Source organism: Pseudonocardia asaccharolytica DSM 44247 = NBRC 16224 (genome assembly GCF_000423625.1).
GTDB classification, from domain to species: domain Bacteria; phylum Actinomycetota; class Actinomycetes; order Mycobacteriales; family Pseudonocardiaceae; genus Pseudonocardia; species Pseudonocardia asaccharolytica.
This window is the reverse complement of sequence record NZ_AUII01000020.1, coordinates 54,709-67,939: the sequence shown is the minus strand read 5'-3', so window position 1 is coordinate 67,939 and position 13,231 is coordinate 54,709. Positions and strand designations below refer to the sequence as shown.

Here is a 13,231-nt window from a genome sequence, read left to right as displayed (position 1 = left end):
CCCCGGACCGGCGGGTCCGACGCTGCCTACTAGACCGATTAGTATCTACTATTCATCTTAGTACGACGTGGCTGAACTACTATTTTCCTTCGTAGAAAAGGACGCCGAGCGGGATGCGATAGCCTCGACTCGCCTTGAATCAGCGAACCGACGAGACGAGGACAGGCGTTGATCACGCTCTACCTGAACCGAGAGATTGCCGACGACGGGCGACGCGAATCACTGTTCGCTGGCAACTTCTATCTGTATACGAACCTGCCGGGCGCCCATGCCCTGGCCGACCACGCGAAGTCCCTCATCGCCGAGGCCTTTTCCGGGCGCGATCCGGAACGGGCCCAGTACGAGATGCCGGTCGACGAGTTCGTGGAGCTGGTGGGTCCGCTCAAGGCGGAGTTCACGAATGGTCAGCGCACGAAGGAACTCTGCCAGCAGTTCGCCCTCGACCTCGGTGTCGACCCCGAGAACACCTATTTCGACATCCCGCGGCTGCGGGTGATCCCGGCCGACAACTACCTCTCGGCGGGCGTCAGCTACAACTACAAGGCGCACCGCGACATGTGGTACGGCCACCCGCAGCAGTTGGTGAACTACTGGGTCCCGGTGTTTCCCGTCGTCGGTGACAACGTGATGAGCATGTTCACCGACTACTTCGACAAGCCGATCAAGAACGGCTCGAACGCCTACGACTACGACGAGTGGGTCGCCAAGCACCGCCCCGCCGCCACAGAGAAGATCACCACCGACGACCGGCCGCACCCGCTGCCGCTCGAGGAGATCGACTCGCGCGGGGAGATCCGGATCGCGGGCGGCTCGGGCGATGTGATGATGTTCTCCTCGAACCACCTGCACGCATCGGCGCCGAACCTCTCGGGCGTCACACGGTTCTCCTATGACCTGCGAACGATCAACCTCGAGGACATCCGCGCCGGCCGCGGCCCGCGCAACGTCGACTGCGGCGCCACCGGCACCACGCTGGGCGACTTTCTGCGCGTCGGCGACCTGGCTCCGCTCCCGGCCGACGAGTTCGCGGCCGCCCTGCAGAACAGCTGATCCGCGGCGACCGGGCCGCTCCCCGCGGGGACGGCCCGGTCGCGGCCGCCGAGCTCAGCCGATGACGCGCATCGACCCGTCGAGCGAGCCGTCCTTCTGCCGGGCGGACAGCACGGCGAGGCGGATGAAGCGCTTGTCGAACGACTCCTGGGTCAGCCCGCGGGCCCGGTACTCGTCGGCCAGCTGCTTGGCTCCCTCGGGGATCGTCCACTGGGCCTCGAAACCGAGGATCTCGCGGGCCAGGGAGAAGTCGACGCGGTAGGAGCGCGGGTCGTTGCCGGTCTCGCCGGTGATGTTCAGCGTGGACCCGGGGACGGCCTCGACGACGGACTGCGCGATCTCGGCGACCGTGCTGTTGTTCTTCTCGGTGCCGATGTTGAACGCCTTGGCCCGCACGGCGTCGGCCGGGGCGGCCAGTGCCGCGACGACCGCACCGGCGATGTCGTCGGCGTGCACCAACGGCCGCCACGGGGTCCCGTCGGAGAGGACCTTGACCTCGTCGGTCAGCACCGCGTACCCGACGAGGTTGTTCAGCACGATGTCGGCGCGCAGCCGCGGCGAGAAACCGAAGGCCGTGGCGTTGCGCATCGACACCGGCACGAAGTCTGCGTCGGCCAGCTCGACCAGGTCGTCCTCCACCCGCACCTTGGAGACGGCGTAAGGGGTGACGGGCTTGAGCGGGGCGTCCTCGTTGACGAGCTCGTCACCGCCCTGCGCGCCGTACACCGAGCAGGTCGAGGCGTAGACGAACCGGTGGACCCCCGCCTGTTTCGCCAGCCGGGCCAGCCGGCTGGAGGCGTGGTGGTTGATGTCGTAGGTGATCTCCGGGGCCAGTGAGCCCAGGGGGTCGTTCGACAGGGCAGCCATGTGCACGACGGCGTCGAAGCCGGCGAGCTGCTCGACCGTGATGTCCCGCAGATCGGTCTGCAGTCCCTGTACGTCGGGGGTGTCGAGCGTGCCGAGCACACAGTCGGCGAACAGGCCCGAGTCCAGGCCGATCACCTCATGCCCGGCCTTGGCGAGGATCGGCGCCATCACGGTTCCCAGGTAGCCCTGGTGTCCGGTCAGCAGAACACGCACCTGGCAGGTCCCTTCTCGTCGAGTTGATGTCTCGGTGCTCGACCGCGACGGCTCATTCGCCCGGATCGAGACCGGTCAGGGGCGCCACGCCGAGCACCAGCTTGGCCACGTGGAACGCCTCCGCATAGCGGGCGTGACACTGCACGCCACGGATCCGGGCCAGCCCGCCGAACGTCTCGGCGTCGAACCAGCTGCGGTCCCGCTGCGAGCCGTAGTGCTCGTGCAGCTTCGCGATCTTCTCCCGCAGCACCGGTTCGGCCAGCGGAAGATAGACCGATGGCTGGGCGAGATCACCCTCCCATTTGAGGATCTCGTAGCCCAGCGTCAGATGGTCGCGAAACACCGTCGGCACGATCTGGGCGAGGGTCCGGTGGTCCTGGTGCGCATCGTGCGGCGAGGGCGCCAGGATCAGGTCGGGTTCGCCGAGCGCGCGCACGTCCTCCAGGGCCAGCTTGGCCCGCTCCCACCGGGTCGGCACCCGGCCGTCGGGCAGGTCCAGCACGTTGATCTCGAGCTGGGCACCCGGGCAGAAGGCGGTCAGCGCCGCCCGCTCCTCCTCCTCGCGCAGGGAGCCGCCACCGGTGAGGACCAGGGCGGTGACCTGGACGCCGGGGTGGGCCCGGCACAGCTCCAGCAGCGATCCGCCCGCGCCGATGGGGACGTCGTCGCAGTGCGCACCGAGCAGCAGCATCCGGTCGAGCCGCTCCGGAAGGAGGCTCAGCATGCCGGGGAAACGGGCTTGGTGGGCACGCTCATCGCTCCAGCGGGGCCTCGGTGAGCGCGGCGATCGCGGCCTGCAACGGGTCGCGGTCGAGCGCCTCGGACGGGCGGCGCTCCCACAGCATCCAGGGCCGCGTACCGCCCTGGTAGGCGGCCTCCAGCGCGGTGCGCTCCTTGACCGTGTCGGCGGGCTGCCAGAAGCCGCGGTGCCGATAGGCCATCATCCGGCCCTCCTTGGCCAGCGGTGCGCACGCATCGGCGATCAGGTCACCGTTCTCCGGCACGTGGTCGAAGATCTCCGGCCGGAGCGCGAAGTAGCCACCGTTCTCCCACAGCGGCATCTCCTGCAGCGTGGAGATCGAGGCGATCTTGTCGTCGTCACCGACGTCGACGCAGTGGAACGCCGACTGCGGCGGCACCGCGAGCAGTGCACCGACCGCGTCGGTCGCGCGGAACTTCTCGATCATGTCGTTGAGCGGCATGTCGGTGAGCACGTCGGCGTAGTTGGCCAGGAACATCTCCTCCCCCTGCACCAGGGCCCGCACCCGCCGCAGCCGCTCCCCGATCGGGGAGTCGAGCCCGGTGTGCACGAAGGTGATCGTCCAGTCCTGGATGTCGCTGCCGAGCAGCTCGACGTCACCGCCGCGCAGCACGAAGTCGTTCGACGCGGTCTCGGAGTAGTTGAGGAAGAAGTCCTTGATGTGGTGCGCCCCGTAGCCGAGGCACAGCACGAAGTCCTTGTGGCCGAAGTGCGCGTAGTAGCGCATCACGTGCCAGATCAGCGGTCGCGGACCCACCGGATGCATGGGCTTGGGCAGGTCGGACACGCCGTCGCGCATCCGCATGCCGTAGCCGCCGCAGAACAGGACGACCTTCACTGCGTCAGACCACCTCGAGCGTCGGGATCGGGAACACCAGTTGTCCCCCCCAGTCCCGCACGTAGGCGAGCTGCTCGGTGAGCTCGGTGCGCAGGTTCCAGGGCAGGATCAGCACGTAGTCCGGGCGGTCCTCGGCGATCCGCTCGGGGGCCACGATCGGAATGCGGGTGCCCGGTGTGTAGCGGCCGTGCTTGTAGGGGTTGCGGTCGACGGTGTAGGCGAGCAGGTCGGGCCGGATGCCGCAGTAGTTCAGCAGCGTGTTGCCCTTGCCCGGCGCCCCGTAGCCGACCACCTTCTTGCCCTGCCTGCGGGCGTCGATCAGGAAGCTGACCAGGTCGTCCCGAACCCGGGAGACCGCCTCGGCGAAACCATCGTGGCCCTCGGCGGTGTGCAGCCCGGCGGCCTCCTCTGCGGCAAGGACATCGCGCACCGCCTGCGACGGCTCGCCCGCCACCTCCTGCGGCCGCGCCCACAGCCGGATCGACCCACCGTGGGTGTCGAGCAACTCGACGTCGACGAGCGCGAGGCCGCCGGAGGCGAGCGCCCGCTGCGCCGTGAGCACCGTGTAGTACTGGAAGTGCTCGTGATAGATCGTGTCGAACTGGGTGCGCTCCACCAGCGTCAACAGATGCTGCACCTCGATCGAGACCCACCCGTCATCGGCCACCAGCGCCCGCAGGCCCTTGGTGAAGCCCACGACGTCCGGGATGTGCGCGTAGACGTTGTTCAGCGCCACCAGATCGGCGGGCCCGTACTCGGCGCGCACCTGCTCGCCGGTCTCGGGGGTGAGGAACGCGGTGAGCGTCGGGATGCCCTTCTCCCGCGCGGCCACGCCGACGTTCACCGACGGCTCGATACCCAGACAGCGGATACCCCGGTCGACGACGTGCTGCAGCAGGTAGCCGTCGTTGCTCGCGACCTCGACGACGAACGAGTCCGCGCCCAGCCCGAGGCGTTCGATGGCGCTCGTGACATAGCGCTCCGCGTGCTGCACCCAGGAGGTGGAGAACGACGAGTAGTAGGCGTACTCGACGAAGGTCTCCTCGGGCGTGATCAGCGGCGGTAGCTGCGCCAGCAGGCACCGGCTGCACACCCGCACGTGCAGCGGATAGGTCATCTCGGGACGGTCCAGGGCGTCCGCGGTGAGGAAGAGCTCGCACGGCGGGGTGGCGCCGAGATCGACGAAGCTGCGCAGCTCCGCGGATCCGCAGAGCCGGCAGGTGGAAACCGGATCGGCGTCCGCACCGTCGCTGGTGGTCTGGGTCGCGTTGTCGGCAAGCGTCACAGCGACCTCGCCTGGGCATCACCGGGCATCAGGAGTTCCAGGTTGAGCACCCGGCCAGTGTTCCACGAACGATGCAGCGCTCACCCAGCGGTGGGTCACCCGGGTGCACGCCGGGACGTTTGCCCACCTCAGCCGCGTCAGCGGGCGCGCAGCTTCGTCAGCCGACTGGTCGTCGGCCAGCGCACCTCGTGCACCCAGCCGAACCGCTCGAAGAGCCAGATGACCCGGGCGGAGATATCGATCTGGCCGGGCAGCACGCCGTGCCGGGCGCAGGTCGGGTCGGCATGGTGCAGGTTGTGCCAGGACTCACCCATCGACAGGATCGCCAACGGCCAGAAGTTGCGCGAGCGATCGCGGGAGCGGAACGGCCGCCGGCCCACCATGTGGCAGATCGAGTTGATCGACCATGTGACGTGATGCACGAGGCCCGTGCGGACCAGTCCGCCCCAGAAGAAACCGGTCAGCACGCCCGCCCAGGACCAGGTGAGCAGTCCCCCGAGTGCGGCCGGAAGGATGAGGCTGACCGCCACCCACAGGCCGAACAGCTTGCTCACCCGTCGCACGGCGCGATCGGCGAGCAGATCCGGGATGAAACGCTCGTAGTTGGTCTTGCGGCGCTCGAACAGCCAACCGACATGTGACCAGAAGAATCCCTTCGCCACCGCGGTCGGCGACGTGCCGTAGCGCCACGGCGAATGCGGGTCGCCCTCCTTGTCGGAGTACGCGTGGTGGCGCCGGTGGTCGGCGACCCAGGCCATCACCGAACCCTGGATCGCCAGCGAACCGCTGATCGCGAGCATGATCCGCAGCCACGGCCGGGCCTTGAACGACTTGTGTGTGAAATGCCGGTGGTAACCCACCGTCACTCCGAGGATGCCGACGACGTAGAACACCGCGGCGATGGCCACGTCGTACCAGCCCAGCCCCCAGCCCCACATCACCGGGACCGTGGCCAGCAGCGCCAGCATCGGGGCGACCACGAACGCCCACACCAATCCTTGCTGCCAGTTGCTGCGGGTGGCCCCGAGGATCGGCCGGACAGGGGAAAGGCCCGGCGGGCTTTCGGGCGCGGCAGCTTCGGCGGACATGCTCACCTCTGGGGTCGGAACTCGTCATCTGTCGACGGTGCGTGCAACCCGCCCGCACCGTTCGGAGCGTAGGCGAGGTCCCCTGTGACCCGCATCGCGGCAGCCGAAATGCGGACGAATCGGGTGATGCCCACACCCGCGGTCACCGTCGTGCATCGGGTGCCGGGGTCCGGTGGGCACATGTCAGGATGGAGGCCTGTCCGCCGTGGTGTAACGGCAGCACCTCGGATTTTGGTTCCGATGGTCCAGGTTCGAATCCTGGCGGCGGAGCATGGCATCGACCAGCGGGAACGCTGACGGCCTGATCAGGCCCGTCGCGCTCGTGGGGCAGATATGGGGCAGACCGGACCCGACATCACCGGAAAGTCACCAGGTTTCACGGTGCGTAGTCAGTGCTTAGAACTTCCGCACGGTGCGTGCGAAGGTTGGCGGGTGATCGCGCGATGACGTCCGAACTGTGGAGTCCGGCCGACATCGCTCGGTTCATCGGTCGCCAGGAGTCGACCGTCCGGGGATGGCTGCGCCGAGCACGGAGCTACGGCGTCGAGCTGGAGCCGGCCGGGCGGGACCTGACGACCGGGGCCAAGCTGTACCCCGCCGAGGACATCAGGGCCGCCGCCGAGCGGATGCCGGGCCGGGGCGCGCGTACAGACCTACGCGACGTCCAGGAGCCGCAGTGTCCGAACACTCCCCCGAACCCACCACCGAGGAGCGATCCCCCGGGGTCCTCCGCCGAGTCCTGACCGACTGGCGCACCGCCGTCGGCGCCGTGATCGCGGTCGCCGCCGCGGTCGGCCTCGCCGCCGGCGTCATCTCCTACAGCCATCAGCGCGCGCTCGTCGCCGCGCACGGCGAGGCCGGCTGGTCCGCCGACGTCTGGCCGCTCACGGTCGAGGGCCTCGTCCTCGCCGCCGGCCTGGTCCTGGTGATCCGCCGGCGCGCCGGACGGCCGGCCGGCTGGCTCGTGTGGGCGGCACTCGGCCTCGTCGCGCATCCACTGCCCGTACCGGCGCACGTCCTCGGCGAGCCCGGTCGTGCCCGGCCAGGAGTACGCGGTCTCGGCGGCGCCGGGGAAGACCGGGGGGCGATCGGCCCACTTCGAGGGATCTCGATCAAGGCCTTGTTGATCAGCACGGCGACCGGGTTGAGGTCGGAGGCGTGCGCCTTCAGGCCGAGGCGCTGGGCCTCCAGGGGGATCGAGCCGCCACCGGCGAACGGGTCGAGGATCGCGGGCGGGTGGCCGCCGGTGCCGGCCCGGATCTCCCGGTGCGCCTCGGCGAGCAGGGCGGTATCGGTGGTGTGCTCCCAGACCACGAGTCGCTCGATGAGCTCGAACAGTTCCTTATGCAAGGCGGCCTGCGCCTCCTCGGTCAGGTACAGGTCGGGCCCGGACGGGTCGTCGGCGAGCTGCGCGAACAGCACGGCGCGGCACGCCGCCGGTGGCCGGCGGGCGCACCACAGGTGCAGCGTCGACGGATGGCCGTGGCGGATCGACCTCTCCCGGACAGACTCCCGGTTGATCGCCTCCAGCGGCAGGCCACCTCGATCAGCCTGCGCCGGCGCTCGGTCGTCATCCCGCTCCTTTCCGAACCTGCTCAGCCCGGACGACCGAGCAGAAGGTGCACGGTAGGCGCTCCGACCGGGTTGACCGTGTTCGGGCGCGGGGCCGAAGTTGTCCTGTTCAGTTCGCGATCGGGTTGCCGTATCAACTCCGTCGAAGTTGTCTTGTACAGTTCGTCGACGCGCAGCCGTATCAAGTTCGACCACTCGGACAGGAGAGTCATGCCGCCAGGTCGTCCCAGCCGGGAGACCGTGTACCGTCGCTTCGCTGCGGCGATCGCTGAGCTTCAGCGGTTCGGCGGCCTTCCGCGCCCGGCCGAGGCAGCGGCCATCTGGGATGACATCTGGCACCTGGAGGCCCACAACTCCACCGCGATCGAGGGCAACACCCTGGTACTGCGGGAGGTCGCGGTGCTGCTCGACCAGGGACGCGCCGTCGGCGCCAAGGATCTTCGCGATTACCTCGAGGTGCTCGGATACGGAGAGGCCGCCCGCTGGGTGTACGGCCAGGCCGTCGAACCCGGCGACTGGTGCGGCGACGGATTCCTCACCGTCACCGAGGTTCGCTACGTCCACCAGCTCGCGATGTCCAAGGTCTGGGAGGTGGCGCCGCACCCGGACGCCGGACCGGACGAGGGACCGGGTGCCTTCCGACGCCACGACATCCAGCCGTTCGCGGGTGGGATGACCCCGCCGGCCTGGACCGACGTGGCTGCCCAGATCCACGAGTGGACGGCGGTCACCGACCGGTTCGGCCATGACGTTCGCAGCCGAAAGATCATCGCCGAGGACATTCCCGTGGAGCTGGCCAGGCTCCACTGCGATTTCGAGCGGATCCACCCGTTCCTCGATGGGAACGGGCGCGCCGGTCGGCTGGTGCTGAACCTGGTCCTGGTCCGCCTCGGCTACCCTCCGGCGATCGTCTTCAAGCGGGACCGATCCGGCTATCTCGCCGCGCTCGACCGGGCCGACAACGGCGATCCCGGCGCCCTCGCCGAGCTGATCGCGCGCTCGGTCATCGACAACCTGCATCGCTTCGTGGTGCCGAACATCGCGGGCCCGGCTCGACTCGTCCCGCTCCGCTCGCTCGCCAACCAGGAGGTGTCCTACGACGCGCTCCGACAGGCGGCCCGGAGAGGCCGGCTCGATGCCGAGCTGTCGTCCGACGGAACGTGGCGATCCAGCCAGCACGCCGTCCGTGCCTACCTGCAGAATCGCCATCGACGGGAGAAGAAGTCGTGACGAGTATTGCGCGACCCTTGCACGCCAGGGCGAGGCAAAACCTCTGCAATACTCCGCGCACCTCACCGCGGCGGCCCGCCCTGCGCCCTCGTCTTCGCCCAGCTCAGCGTGAAGCGAGTGATCCGGAAGTCGGCGGCGGTGGTGCTGTCGAACGGCCGCACGAGGTAGCGGACGACGTCGGCGTGCGATCCGGCTGGATCACTGACATCAGCGCGAGGCGGTAGTCATCAGCGAGGTTCTTCGCCGCGAGCACCCCGTTGCGGGTGATGACGAAGTCGTCGGCGCCGGCGATGCGGCCCTTGACCTCGATGCGGATCGGAGCGCCGTCCGGCCGCTCGGAGCGGATGTCATAGCCCGGATGGTTGTGGGGCATCTCGGTCGGTATCCGGCCCAGAGCGCGCTCGGCGATGAGCTCGGCGAGTCCCTCGCCGCCGGTCGCATCGATGACCGTCTGGAGCCGGGCCTGCACCTCGGGCCGGTCGCCATAGCGGATCGCGTCGACCAGGAGCTCGCGCAGCGGGCGGTCGGCGAACGCCTCGCCGAGCACGTCGAACACCGTCCCGGCGTAGGCCTTGCGCTGCTCTGCGATCTTGCCCAGCAGCCGGATGAAGACCTCGCCCTCGCGGGTGCCCTCGGCGACCATGTTCCACAGGTGGTCGCTGGCATCCGATCCGACGTGGCCACTGCCGGATCGTTCCCGATGAGGCCGTCTGGTTGGCGTTCGAGCTGGGAGCGGCGGTGCGCGAGTCGCAGTTGGCGCGGGAGTGGAGTCAGGCGAACCGGCGTCGGCCGCAGGAACGACACCGTCGCCGGTGGCGCGGTTCGAGGCCGGGGGCGTGGTGCCGACATTGCCGGTGCTGGGTCGGATCGCGCGGGCGCTGGACGCAGCCACTCGGGAGGGACCATGATCGAGCAGCAGTACGTCGTGCGCCCGATCGGACGGGTGGAATCACCCCTCGTGGATCCGGCGACCGCGCCCAAACAGGGGTTCGAGGGTTCGCCGCCCGCTCGGCTGGTGTTCGACCCGGCGGTGCGCGAGGGACTGCGGGACCTGGAGCCGGGCGCTCAGGTCCTCGTGCTCACCTGGCTCGACCGGGCCGACCGGACGGTGCTGGCCGTGCACCCACGCGACGACCCGGCCAATCCGGAACTCGGCGTGTTCACCACCCGCTCGGCCGACCGCCCCAACCCCATCGGGCTGCACCGGGTCACGGTGGCCGCCGTCGACGGCCTGACGCTTGAGGTGGCGGACCTGGAGGCGATCGACGGCACCCCGATCGTCGACGTGAAGCCGGTCCTCGACCGGTTCGACGGCTGATCCGGTCGCGCGCGAACTCGCGGTTCGTACCGTTCAGCGACCGCCGTTGGGCCGTGGCGGCGGTGGTGGTTCGGGCCGTCCGTTACCGGTGCACCTCACGTCGTCTCCTCTCCCCCGATCCCACGCTCAGGCAAGCGCGGCGTCCAGCGTGATCGTCGTGCCCGCCAGCGCCTTGCTGACGGGGCAGCCGTCCTTGGCCGCCTGCGCGGCCTTGTCGAAGCCGGCGGCATCGAGGCCGGTGACCTCGCCGCGGACGGTGAGCCTGATCCCGGTGATCACGAAACCGCCCTTCGGGTCCGGACCGAGCGTCACGGCCGCGGTGACGTCGAGCGACTCCGGGGTGCCCCCGGCTTCGGCGATGAACGCCGAGAGCTGCATGGCGAAGCACGACGAGTGCGCCGCCGCGATGAGCTCCTCCGGGCTCGTGGTGCCGCCGGCGTCGTCGGCCGCCCGCTTCGGGAAGCTGACCTCGTAGGTGCCGACCCTGCTACTGCTCAGCTCGACCCGTCCGGAGCCCTGCTCCAGGGTGCCGTTCCAGGCCGTGCGTGCGGTGCGTGTGGGCATGCGTCCTCCAGGCTCGAGCGCTCCACTCACAGCAAACCCCGCGAGCTCACTTGCTAACCGCGTTCACTGTCCGGATGAGCCCATCGGTCGATTCCCAACGACGGACGGCGCCATCGAGGGGACGAGCGGTCCGTCAGCGCACCTGTACCGGGTCGTCGACCTGCAGGAAGCGGTAGAAGGCCTCGGCCTCCGCGGCGGCGAGCCGGACGCAGCCCGCGGACGGCGTCGTCAGGTTGCCCTCGTGGAAGGCGATGCCGCCCGGAGCGAAGAACACCGCCCACGGCATCGGCGCGTTGTTGAACTCCGCGCTGCGATGGTCCTTGTGCTTCCACTCCACCAGGAAGTCACCGACCGGCGTCTCGTGCCCGGGGCCGCCAGGGCTGATCGGGACCGGGCCGCGGACGACCGCCCCGTCCTCGATCAACCACGCCTGCTTCGTGGCGAGGGATACACACGCGCGCGCGGTAGCGGTGCACGGTGTGCCCTCGACGAGCGCCTGCTCCGCCGCGGCGTGGCCGACACCGACCGGCCCGAGCGTGCCGACGCCCACCAGCCCCGCCGCCGCGACAGCGCGCATCGCGCGCGTCCGAGAACGCCGTGACGTGCTGTGCTTACCCATCAACGTCCCTTGATCAGCAACGGTCGACCACGAGGCTCAACGATCGACCCACGCGACGGTTACGACGCGATCCGGACCTCGACGCACGGGGAGGCCACAGTCGACCCGACGCCGTAGGATCCTTGCGTCCGGACGCCGAGTTCCGCCGAGAGCATCGCTGGACGAGCGGTCACCCGCCGTCCGGACCGGTGTCGATGTGCGGACGCAACGACCTGAGGAGTGCGGCCCATGTCCGATCGTCCCGACGGGCCCGATCGACCCGACGGGGCCCGCGAGCCCGTCGGCCCGGCGGATCCGAACGCGACGACCCGACCCGCGGCAGCCGTGGTGCTCGCCGCGGGCGAGGGAACCAGGATGCGATCGGCCATCCCGAAGGTGCTCCACCCGATCGGCGGGCGCAGCCTGCTCGGTCATTCCGTCCACGCCGTCGCGGCGCTGGAACCGGAACACCTCGTCGTGGTCGTCGGGCACGCCCGCGAACAGGTCGACGACGCCATCCGCGGCCTCGGCGAGGAGCTGGCCCACCCGATCACCACGGCCGTGCAGGAACAGCGCCGCGGCACTGGGGACGCGGTCCGCTGCGGGCTCGCCGCCCTGCCCGCCGGGCTGACCGGAACGGTGCTCATCACCTACGGCGACGTCCCGCTGCTCGACCGGGGCACGCTCCAGGCGCTGCTCATCGAGCACACCCACACCGGCGCGAGCCTGACCGTGCTGACCACCGAGCTCACCGACCCGACCGGCTACGGGCGCATCCTCCGGTCCGGCGGCGGGGTCCACGCGATCATGGAGGAGAGCGACGCAACACCGCAGCAGCGCGCGATCACCGAGGTCAACGCGGGGGTGTACGCCGCCGACGCCACCTTCCTTGGCTCGGCCATCGGACGGCTCCGCACGCACAACGCGCAACAGGAGCTCTACCTGACCGACCTGGTCGGGATGGCCGCCGCCGAGGGCGCCCGCATCGGCACGGTCGGCTGCCCGGACCCCTGGCTGGTCCGCGGCGTCAACGACCGGGTGCAGCTCGCCGCGATCCGGGCCGAGCTCAACCGCCGCGTACTGGAGCGCTGGATGCTCGCCGGGGTCACCGTGGTCGATCCCGCGACGACCTGGGTCGACGTCCAGGTCCGGCTCGAGCCCGACACCGTCCTGCACCCGGGGACCCAGCTGCACGGCGCCACCACCGTCGCGGGGGGCGCCGAGATCGGGCCCGACACGACGCTCACCGACTGCCAGGTCGGGGCCGGTGCCACCGTCGTGCGGACCCACGGCAGCGTCTCGGTGATCGGCCCCGGCGCCTCGGTCGGCCCGTTCGCCTACCTACGGCCCGGGGTGCGGCTCGGTGAGCGCGGCAAGATCGGCACGTTCGTCGAGGTGAAGAACTCCGACATCGGCACCGGCAGCAAGGTTCCGCATCTGACCTACGTCGGCGACGCCTCGATCGGCGAGATGAGCAACATCGGGGCCTCCTCGGTGTTCGTGAACTACGACGGGGTCACCAAGCGCCGGACGGTGATCGGCTCCCACGTCCGCACCGGATCGGACACGATGTTCATCGCGCCGGTACAGGTCGGCGACGGGGCGTACACCGGCGCGGGCACCGTCGTCCGTGAGGACGTTCCACCGGGGGCGCTCGCAGTGTCAGCTGGGCCACAGCGCACCATCGTCGGGTGGGTTCGGCGTAAGCGGCCGGGCACACCGGCGGCGGAAGCTGCCGAACGCGCCGACGCAGCCAGGGCGTCGGCGGCCAACGGTGCGGCGCCCGACGCTCCGGACGCGGTCGCCGCGGACGAGACCGGCGACGCCGGTCGAGGAGGAACACGGTGA

14 protein-coding genes, 1 tRNA gene and 1 pseudogene are annotated in these 13,231 nt (G+C 69.9%); 7 read left to right on the top strand and 9 right to left on the bottom strand.

The window, feature by feature from the left end; genetic code table 11:
* The first annotated feature begins 168 nt into the window (after window positions 1–168).
* Window positions 169–1,050: a phytanoyl-CoA dioxygenase family protein gene (locus tag G567_RS29705; RefSeq protein WP_037057610.1), complete on the top strand. Its 882-nt coding sequence runs from the start codon at window positions 169–171 to the stop codon at window positions 1,048–1,050.
* Between the two features lie 54 nt (window positions 1,051–1,104).
* Here the strand turns inward: G567_RS29705 and G567_RS0118090 are convergent, their stop codons facing one another.
* From G567_RS0118090 to G567_RS0118070, 5 genes are all read right to left on the bottom strand, one after another.
* Window positions 1,105–2,130 (bottom strand): NAD-dependent epimerase/dehydratase family protein, encoded by a 1,026-nt coding sequence (locus G567_RS0118090; protein WP_028931090.1) that lies wholly within the window; start codon window positions 2,128–2,130, stop codon window positions 1,105–1,107.
* A gap of 52 nt (window positions 2,131–2,182) precedes the next feature.
* Window positions 2,183–2,854: a PIG-L deacetylase family protein gene (locus tag G567_RS0118085; protein ID WP_028931089.1), complete on the bottom strand. Its 672-nt coding sequence runs from the start codon at window positions 2,852–2,854 to the stop codon at window positions 2,183–2,185.
* A 28-nt stretch (window positions 2,855–2,882) separates the two neighbouring features.
* Window positions 2,883–3,728 carry a sugar phosphate nucleotidyltransferase gene (locus tag G567_RS0118080; protein ID WP_028931088.1) on the bottom strand — a complete coding sequence of 282 codons (846 nt, stop codon included), beginning with the start codon at window positions 3,726–3,728 and terminating at the stop codon, window positions 2,883–2,885.
* A gap of 4 nt (window positions 3,729–3,732) precedes the next feature.
* Entirely contained in the window at window positions 3,733–5,013 is a 1,281-nt protein-coding gene (locus tag G567_RS0118075; protein WP_051233255.1) for a class I SAM-dependent methyltransferase, read from the bottom strand.
* A gap of 137 nt (window positions 5,014–5,150) precedes the next feature.
* Entirely contained in the window at window positions 5,151–6,101 is a 951-nt protein-coding gene (locus G567_RS0118070; RefSeq protein WP_028931086.1) for an acyl-CoA desaturase, read from the bottom strand.
* A gap of 199 nt (window positions 6,102–6,300) precedes the next feature.
* On the opposite strand from G567_RS0118070, the gene G567_RS0118065 reads away from it, so the two are divergent.
* The 3 genes and pseudogenes from G567_RS0118065 to G567_RS37255 form a co-directional block, all read left to right on the top strand.
* Window positions 6,301–6,371: transfer RNA gene (locus tag G567_RS0118065), tRNA-Gln, on the top strand.
* A 173-nt stretch (window positions 6,372–6,544) separates the two neighbouring features.
* Entirely contained in the window at window positions 6,545–6,844 is a 300-nt protein-coding gene (locus G567_RS35595; RefSeq protein ID WP_028931085.1) for a terminase gpP N-terminus-related DNA-binding protein, read from the top strand.
* A pseudogene (locus tag G567_RS37255) lies at window positions 6,778–7,020 on the top strand (DUF2637 domain-containing protein); the annotation flags it as partial. The gene G567_RS35595 and the pseudogene G567_RS37255, both read left to right, overlap by 67 nt.
* Here G567_RS37255 and G567_RS33395 read toward each other — a convergent pair.
* The gene (locus G567_RS33395; protein ID WP_211223963.1) at window positions 6,927–7,868 is read right to left on the bottom strand and encodes a DUF1156 domain-containing protein; all 942 of its coding nucleotides are present in this window, start codon (window positions 7,866–7,868) and stop codon (window positions 6,927–6,929) included. The pseudogene G567_RS37255 and the gene G567_RS33395 sit on opposite strands and share 94 nt — an antisense overlap.
* A gap of 15 nt (window positions 7,869–7,883) precedes the next feature.
* Between G567_RS33395 and G567_RS0118050 the strand changes: the two genes are divergently transcribed.
* Complete coding sequence (locus G567_RS0118050; protein ID WP_028931083.1) at window positions 7,884–8,903, top strand: Fic family protein; 1,020 nt, start codon at window positions 7,884–7,886, stop codon at window positions 8,901–8,903.
* Window positions 8,904–9,006: 103 nt separating this feature from the next.
* Here the strand turns inward: G567_RS0118050 and G567_RS0118045 are convergent, their stop codons facing one another.
* Window positions 9,007–9,546 carry a protein NO VEIN domain-containing protein gene (locus tag G567_RS0118045; RefSeq protein WP_028931082.1) on the bottom strand — a complete coding sequence of 180 codons (540 nt, stop codon included), beginning with the start codon at window positions 9,544–9,546 and terminating at the stop codon, window positions 9,007–9,009.
* Window positions 9,547–9,807: 261 nt separating this feature from the next.
* Here G567_RS0118045 and tsaA point away from each other — a divergent pair, with 261 nt between their 5' ends.
* Window positions 9,808–10,221, top strand: coding sequence for a tRNA (N6-threonylcarbamoyladenosine(37)-N6)-methyltransferase TrmO (tsaA, locus tag G567_RS0118040; protein ID WP_028931081.1), 414 nt, complete (start codon window positions 9,808–9,810; stop codon window positions 10,219–10,221).
* 126 nt (window positions 10,222–10,347) lie between these two features.
* Here tsaA and G567_RS0118035 read toward each other — a convergent pair whose 3' ends face one another.
* Both G567_RS0118035 and G567_RS0118030 read right to left on the bottom strand, forming a co-directional pair.
* Window positions 10,348–10,785, bottom strand: coding sequence for an OsmC family protein (locus G567_RS0118035; RefSeq protein WP_028931080.1), 438 nt, complete (start codon window positions 10,783–10,785; stop codon window positions 10,348–10,350).
* A gap of 133 nt (window positions 10,786–10,918) precedes the next feature.
* Window positions 10,919–11,362 carry a L,D-transpeptidase gene (locus tag G567_RS0118030; RefSeq protein WP_028931079.1) on the bottom strand — a complete coding sequence of 148 codons (444 nt, stop codon included), beginning with the start codon at window positions 11,360–11,362 and terminating at the stop codon, window positions 10,919–10,921.
* 270 nt (window positions 11,363–11,632) lie between these two features.
* Between G567_RS0118030 and glmU the strand changes: the two genes are divergently transcribed.
* Window positions 11,633–13,231: a bifunctional UDP-N-acetylglucosamine diphosphorylase/glucosamine-1-phosphate N-acetyltransferase GlmU gene (gene glmU, locus G567_RS0118025; protein WP_028931078.1), complete on the top strand. Its 1,599-nt coding sequence runs from the start codon at window positions 11,633–11,635 to the stop codon at window positions 13,229–13,231.